General features: G+C 56.3%; 10 protein-coding genes. 3 read left to right on the top strand and 7 right to left on the bottom strand.

The window, feature by feature from the left end; all coding sequences use genetic code 11:
* Positions 1 to 24: 24 nt before the first annotated feature.
* Complete coding sequence (locus ACWKXX_RS18495; RefSeq protein WP_003862425.1) at positions 25 to 297, bottom strand: oxidative damage protection protein; 273 nt, start codon at positions 295 to 297, stop codon at positions 25 to 27.
* Positions 298 to 323: 26 nt separating this feature from the next.
* Positions 324 to 1376 carry an A/G-specific adenine glycosylase gene (gene mutY, locus ACWKXX_RS18490; protein WP_168728606.1) on the bottom strand — a complete coding sequence of 351 codons (1053 nt, stop codon included), beginning with the start codon at positions 1374 to 1376 and terminating at the stop codon, positions 324 to 326.
* A gap of 144 nt (positions 1377 to 1520) precedes the next feature.
* On the opposite strand from mutY, the gene trmB reads away from it, so the two are divergent.
* The 3 genes from trmB to ACWKXX_RS18475 are packed head-to-tail and all read left to right on the top strand — an operon-like array spanning position 1521 to position 3339.
* Positions 1521 to 2240 (top strand): tRNA (guanosine(46)-N7)-methyltransferase TrmB, encoded by a 720-nt coding sequence (trmB, locus tag ACWKXX_RS18485; RefSeq protein ID WP_015571843.1) that lies wholly within the window; start codon positions 1521 to 1523, stop codon positions 2238 to 2240.
* The gene (locus tag ACWKXX_RS18480; protein ID WP_003862421.1) at positions 2240 to 2566 is read left to right on the top strand and encodes a YggL family protein; all 327 of its coding nucleotides are present in this window, start codon (positions 2240 to 2242) and stop codon (positions 2564 to 2566) included. The genes trmB and ACWKXX_RS18480 overlap by 1 nt, the downstream gene beginning before the upstream one ends.
* 56 nt (positions 2567 to 2622) lie before the next feature.
* A complete protein-coding gene (locus tag ACWKXX_RS18475) occupies positions 2623 to 3339 on the top strand; it encodes a YggN family protein (protein WP_128771910.1) in 717 nt (238 codons plus the stop codon).
* A gap of 83 nt (positions 3340 to 3422) precedes the next feature.
* On the opposite strand, the gene ACWKXX_RS18470 is transcribed toward ACWKXX_RS18475, so the two are convergent.
* Genes ACWKXX_RS18470 through ACWKXX_RS18450 form a run of 5 tightly spaced genes read right to left on the bottom strand, consistent with a single transcriptional unit; the run spans position 3423 to position 6415 of the window.
* Positions 3423 to 3761, bottom strand: coding sequence for an endonuclease domain-containing protein (locus ACWKXX_RS18470; RefSeq protein WP_261666010.1), 339 nt, complete (start codon positions 3759 to 3761; stop codon positions 3423 to 3425).
* 56 nt (positions 3762 to 3817) lie between these two features.
* Entirely contained in the window at positions 3818 to 4966 is a 1149-nt protein-coding gene (hemW, locus tag ACWKXX_RS18465) for a radical SAM family heme chaperone HemW (RefSeq protein ID WP_064489706.1), read from the bottom strand.
* A complete protein-coding gene (locus tag ACWKXX_RS18460; RefSeq protein WP_015571839.1) occupies positions 4959 to 5552 on the bottom strand; it encodes an XTP/dITP diphosphatase in 594 nt (197 codons plus the stop codon). Before ACWKXX_RS18460 ends, hemW begins: the two co-directional genes overlap by 8 nt.
* Before the next feature lie 3 nt (positions 5553 to 5555).
* Entirely contained in the window at positions 5556 to 5852 is a 297-nt protein-coding gene (gene yggU, locus ACWKXX_RS18455; RefSeq protein WP_261666011.1) for a DUF167 family protein YggU, read from the bottom strand.
* Positions 5849 to 6415 (bottom strand): YggT family protein, encoded by a 567-nt coding sequence (locus ACWKXX_RS18450; RefSeq protein WP_015571838.1) that lies wholly within the window; start codon positions 6413 to 6415, stop codon positions 5849 to 5851. The genes yggU and ACWKXX_RS18450 overlap by 4 nt, the downstream gene beginning before the upstream one ends.
* Between the last annotated feature and the right edge of the window lies 1 nt (position 6416).

The following is a 6416-nucleotide window of genomic DNA, read 5'->3' as shown; positions in this document are numbered from 1 at the left end:
CCGCCGGGCAGCAGCCGCAGAGTATTATTTTTCCGGTGGCGTATAGCCTTCGATATGGACGTCTTTACCCTCGAACAGGAAGTTCACCATCTCCTGCTCCAGCAGTTTGCGGTGTTCCGGGTTCATCATGCTGAGCTTTTTCTCGTTGATCAGCATGGTCTGCTTCTTCTGCCACTGTCCCCAGGCTTCTTTGGAGATCTCGTTGTAAATGCGCTTACCCAGGTCGCCCGGGTAGAGCTGGAAATCCTGGCCTTCAGCGTCGCGCTGTAGGAAAGTACAAAAAATGGTTCTGGCCATACTCATTCCTCTTTGTCTTGCCGATGCTAAACCATTGCACCGACACGTAATTGCTGTAACAGGCGCTCCACGGGAGCCGCCAGCCCGACTGATGGCGGTTGCGCTAAGTTATACCAGAGAGCGTTGCCTTCATCCATGCACGACGTGAATGAGGACACGGGAAGCCACATCGGCACAATATCCAGATGGAAATGGCTGAAGGTATGACGGAACGCGTTGAGTTGCGTCAGGGTATCGGCCGCAATGCCGCGTTGTTCAAGCCATGCCCGAAGCGAGGCTTCATCCTCAAACTGTGGGAAGCAGTATAGACCACCCCACAGGCCACTCGGCGGGCGCTGAGCGAGAAACACCTCGTCGCCATGCTGCATCAGCAGCATGTACCCGGTGCGTTCAGGCAGCGTCTGCTTCGGTTTTTTCCCCGGATACTGCGCCCAGGTGTGGTTCGCATACGCCACGCAGAGGTTGTTTACCGGGCAGAGTTCGCACTTCGGTTTTGAACGGGTGCAGACCATCGCGCCCAGATCCATCATCGCCTGGTTAAAACGCTCCACCCCTTTCGCCGGAGTGACCGCTTCACTGATCTCCCACAGGCGTTTCTCAACCTCTTTCTTGCCCGGCCAGCCATCTACGGCGTAGCAGCGTGCGAGCACGCGCTTGACGTTGCCGTCGAGAATAGGGAAATGTTTGCCTAAAGAGAGGGAGAGGATTGCGCCTGCGGTTGAACGCCCGACGCCGGGCAAATCCGCCACCTCGTCAAAGGTCTCCGGGAATTTACCGTTGTGGCGGGTGGCGACCTGCTGTGCGGCTTTGTGCAGGTTGCGCGCGCGGGCGTAATAGCCGAGGCCGGTCCACAGGTGCAGTACCTCGTCCAGCGGCGCGTTGGCCAGATCGGTGATTGTCGGGAAGCGCGCCATAAAACGCTCGAAGTAAGGAATGACCGTCGCGACCTGCGTTTGTTGCAACATCACCTCAGAGAGCCATACTTTGTACGGCGTTTTTTCAATTTGCCAGGGCAGGGTTTTACGCCCGTATTTGTCGTACCAGTCCAGCACCTGGGCTGAAAATTGAGAGGCTTGCATGGTCATCGATTCGCTTAATCAGGGACGCAGATTGCAGCACAGCGTCAATCTGCTGTAAACCGGATCTTTCCCATGCTTGCATAGAAGCCTTAACTTTGGATAATGCCCGTTTCCCGAACATTCTCACAAGCAGACAACTCTTTTATGAAAAACGACGTCATTTCACCGGAATTTGATGAAAACGGTCGCCCGCTGCGCCGTATTCGCAGCTTTGTCCGCCGTCAGGGGCGCCTGACAAAAGGGCAGCAACACGCGCTGGACAACTACTGGCCGGTGATGGGCGTTGAGTTCAGCGAGCAACCGCTCGACTTCACCGACCTGTTTGGCCGCGACGCGCCAGTGACGCTGGAGATTGGTTTTGGCATGGGCACCTCGCTGGTGACTATGGCGAAAGCGCGCCCGGAGCAGAACTTCCTCGGTATCGAAGTACACTCGCCGGGCGTCGGCGCGTGCCTGGCAACGGCCCACGAAGAGGGCGTTGAGAACCTGCGCGTCATGTGTCACGACGCGGTGGAAGTGCTGCACAAAATGATTCCTGACAATTCTTTGAACATGGTTCAGCTCTTTTTCCCTGACCCATGGCACAAAGCGCGTCATAATAAACGCCGTATCGTTCAGGCGCCGTTTGCCGAGCTGGTGAAAAGTAAGCTCAAGCTGGGCGGCGTTTTCCACATGGCAACCGACTGGGAACCTTATGCGGAACATATGCTGGAAGTGATGTCGTCCCTGGACGGGTATAAAAATCAGTCTGAAAGCAACGACTACGTACCGCGTCCGGATTCACGTCCGGTGACAAAATTTGAACAGCGTGGCCATCGTCTTGGTCACGGCGTATGGGACTTAATGTTCGAGAGGGTGAAATAATGGCAAAGAATCGTAGCCGTCGTCTGCGTAAAAAGATGCACATCGAAGAATTCCAGGAAGTGGGTTTCTCCGTTGCCTGGCGCTTCCCGGAAGGCACCAGCGTTGAGCAGATCGATCAGGACGTTGATGCGTTCATCAACGAGGTGATCGAGCCAAACAAGCTGGCCTTCGACGGTAGCGGCTATCTGGCGTGGGAAGGTCTGATTTGCACCCAGGAAGTGGGGAAATGCACCGAAGAGCATCAGGCGCTGGTACGCAAATGGCTTGAAGACCACAAACTGGAAGATGTCCGCGTTAGCGAACTTTTCGACGTTTGGTGGGACTAATAAAGCAAGAACGGGCCAGCATTAGCTGGCCCATTTTGTCTGAGGGAGTGTTAAAGATGCGCAAAACGTTGCTGGCTGTTGCTTTACTGGCAATCGGAACCACCGCCCATGCGGAGTATAAATGTAGCGTCACCCCGCGTGATGACGTGGTGCTGAGTCCGCAAACCGTGCAGGTTAAGGGCGAGAATGGCAATCTGGTGATTACGCCGGATGGCAACGTGACCTTTAACGGCAAATCGCAAAACCTGACGGCCGCCCAGCGCGAGCAGGCGATGGACTACCAGGCCGAGTTGCGTACCGCGCTGCCCTGGATCAACGATGGCGCGCTGACCCGCGTTGAAAAGAGCCGCGTGGCGCTGGATAAAATCATCACCAAAGAGGTGGGGGAGAGCAGCAATATGCGCACCCGCCTGACGAAGCTGGATAAACAGCTGAAAGAGCAGATGAACCGTATTATCGAGACGCGCTCTGATGGCCTGACGTTCCACTATAAGGCGATCGATCAGGTGCGTGCCGACGGTCAGCAGCTGGTGAACCAGGCGATGGGCGGCATTCTCCAGGACAGCATCAACGAGATGGGCGCCAAAGCGGTGCTGAAGGGGGGCGGTAATCCGTTGCAGGGTGTACTGGGTAGCCTGGGCGGACTGCAAACCTCGATTCAGAACGAGTGGAAGAATCAGGAAGCCGATTTCCAGCAGTTCGGCAAAGACGTGTGTAAACGCGTGGTGTCGCTGGAAGACAGCCGGAAGGCGCTGGTGGGGACGCTGAAGTAACGCCTCTGCGCGCAGGACCCCTCACCCCGGCCATCTCCCACAGGGAGAGGGAGTAACCAGTTCCCTCTCCCTGTGGGAGAGGGTTAGGGTGAGGGCATCAGGCATTGCAATCGTTGCAAAATAGCCATCAGCACCTGCTCCTCATTAGTCCTGAATTCATTATTCCAGAACCGTACGACTTCCCAGCCGTTCGCATTCAAAAACTCGGTACGGTGAGAATCATACTTCTCTTTGTTCTGATGCTGCCCACCGTCCAGCTCAATAATCAGCTTCGCCTTAAAGCAGGCAAAATCCACGATATACGGTCCAACCGGCATCTGACGGCGAAACTTATACCCGAAGAAACGACGATCTCTGAGCAAATACCAGAGGCGTAATTCTTCGGGCGTCATTTGTTTGCGGAGTTGTTTTGATTTTTCCATCCCCACACTCTGCCAGCCTTTCCCTCAGCCAGCAGAACGGGATGTAAAATCCTGAATCAGCCTTCAGGATTTTCAGCGAGGAACAGCTCAAGAAGGGAGTTTAAGAACAGCTTGCCGTGCTCGGTGATCTGCCAGGACTCATCACACTCGGTCAGGTACCCCTGCGCCAGCGCCTCGTCAATCTGCGGGCGAATCACCGACTCCGACAACCCGGTGTAGAGCGCAAACTCCGCGCGTGGGGCGGCTTCCAGCAGACGGAAGCGGTTCATAAAGAACTCAAACGGTTTATCCAACGCCTCGACGTCGTGCTGACGCTCCAGGTAGCGGCCTTCCATATACCCGCGCGGATGGCGGGTTTTAGCGGTACGCAGAATGCGTCCGTCCGGGAAGGTCACTTTGCCATGTGCGCCGCAGCCAATCCCCAGATAATCACCAAAACGCCAGTAGTTCAGATTGTGCTGACACTGATAGCCCGGCTTCGCATACGCCGACGTTTCATATTGCTGATACCCCGCCGCGGTCAAAAGCTGGTGGCCCTGCTCGAAGATATCCCACAGCGCGTCATCGTCCGGCAGCACCGGAGGACGGGAACCAAACAGGGTGTTAGGCTCAATGGTCAGCTGATACCACGACAGATGCGGCGGATTCAGTTCAATCGCCTGACGCAAATCGTCCAGCGCTTCTTCGAGCGACTGATCCGGCAGGCCATGCATCAGGTCGAGGTTAAAGCTGCGCAGCCCAAGCCCCGTTGCCAGGTTTGCCGCGCGCTTTGCCTCTTCCGGGCCGTGGATACGCCCCAGACGCTTCAGCTTTGGCTCGCTAAAGCTCTGCACGCCGATAGAGATACGGTTCACGCCCGCACGCTGATACTCGACAAAACGGTCGGCCTCAACGGTACCGGGGTTGGCTTCCATCGTAATTTCAGCATCCACTGCCAGGTTCAGGCGTGCGCGCACGCCATCCAGCAGCGTCTGCATCGCCGGGCCTGAAAGCAGGCTCGGTGTACCGCCACCAATAAAAATGGTCTTCACTTCACGTCCCTGTGCGTACGATACATCAGCATCCAGATCGGCCAGCAGATGCGCGACGTAATCATCGTGCGGCACTTCGCCCTTCAGCGCGTGCGAGTTGAAATCGCAGTACGGGCATTTCTGCACGCACCATGGGATGTGAATATAAAGACTCAGAGGCGGCAAATTAGCCATTACGCAGTGCTTCCAGTAACAGTTTCAGGGCGCGTCCACGGTGGGAGATCGCGCTTTTCTCTTCGCGGGTGAGTTCCGCAGCGGTTTTTCCCTCGGTCGGGACAAAGAAAATCGGGTCGTAACCAAAGCCGCCGTTGCCCGCCGCTTCACGGGTGATCACGCCCGGCCAGCTGCCGTGACAGACAATCGGCGTGGGATCTTCCGCGTGACGCATGTAGACCAGCACGCAGTGGAACTGCGCGGTACGCTGTTCGTCAGGGACGTCTTTCAGGGCCACAAGCAGCTTTTCCAGATTCTGCTGGTCGGTGGCGTCCACCCCGGAATAGCGGGCGGAGTAAATCCCCGGCGCACCGCCCAGAAAATCCACGGCCAGACCGGAGTCATCGGCTATCGCGGGCAGTCCGGTGATCTGCGCCGCATGGCGCGCTTTCAGAATGGCGTTTTCGATAAACGTCAGGCCGGTCTCTTCGGCGGAGTCCACGCCCAGCTCGGTCTGGGCCACCACGTCCAGCCCAAAATCATTTAATAGCGAGGCCAGCTCGCGCACTTTACCGGCGTTACCGGTGGCGAGAACAACTTTCTGCATGGTTTAGTCCTGTTCTTTCAGAGCCGCGACTTCCGTCGGGATAGATTGCGGGTCAAGGATTTTTACCTGTTTATGCCGGCCAAGTTCACCTTTCTCAATGATGACCTGGCTTTTAGCGACGCGAAACTGTTTAGCCAGATATTTGGTCAGATGCGCATTCGCCTGGCCGTCAACCGGCGGGGCAGTGATGGCGACTTTTAGCTCGTCGCCATGCAGCCCAACAATACTGTCGCGGCTGGCTTTCGGCTGAATGTACAGCCGCAAAACCAGCCCGTCGGCGCAGGGGCTAACTGCACTCATAACGCCATCCACAGCCCCGGCAGCAGCATATTACCCGTCGCCTGTAACAGTTCCGCGATACCCATATTCAGCACGTACAGCAGCAGAACGAGAAGCATCGGGGAGAAGTCGATTCCGCCCATTGCAGGCAGCAGGCTACGAATCGGACGCAGCAACGGTTCAGTCAGCTGAATCAACGCGTACTCCACCGGGCTACGGCCCCGGCTTACCCAGCTCATGATCGCCATCACCAGCAGGACCCAGAAGATCAGCGAGCCGACGGTTTTAACCAGGATCAGAACGGCTGAAATCCAGATAATCGGCTGGAAAGTGATGACCATAAACAGCACGATCGCTTTGATAACGCTCAGAATAAACGCCATCAGCAGAGATGAACTGTCAATTGGCCCCATTGCCGGAATGACGCGGCGAAGCGGCCCCACAACGGGCTGCGTGATTTTCACGATAAATTGTGAGAATGGATTGTAAAAATCACAACGGGCCCACTGCATCCAGACGCGCAACAGCAGCGCCATCGTATACAGTTCAATGACCGTTGAAAGCAGGAAAGTCAACGTCTTCATG

This window comes from Enterobacter sp. UPMP2061, assembly GCF_053709615.1.
Note: the sequence above shows the minus strand (reverse complement) of the source record. Positions and strands in the feature narration are given on the sequence as shown.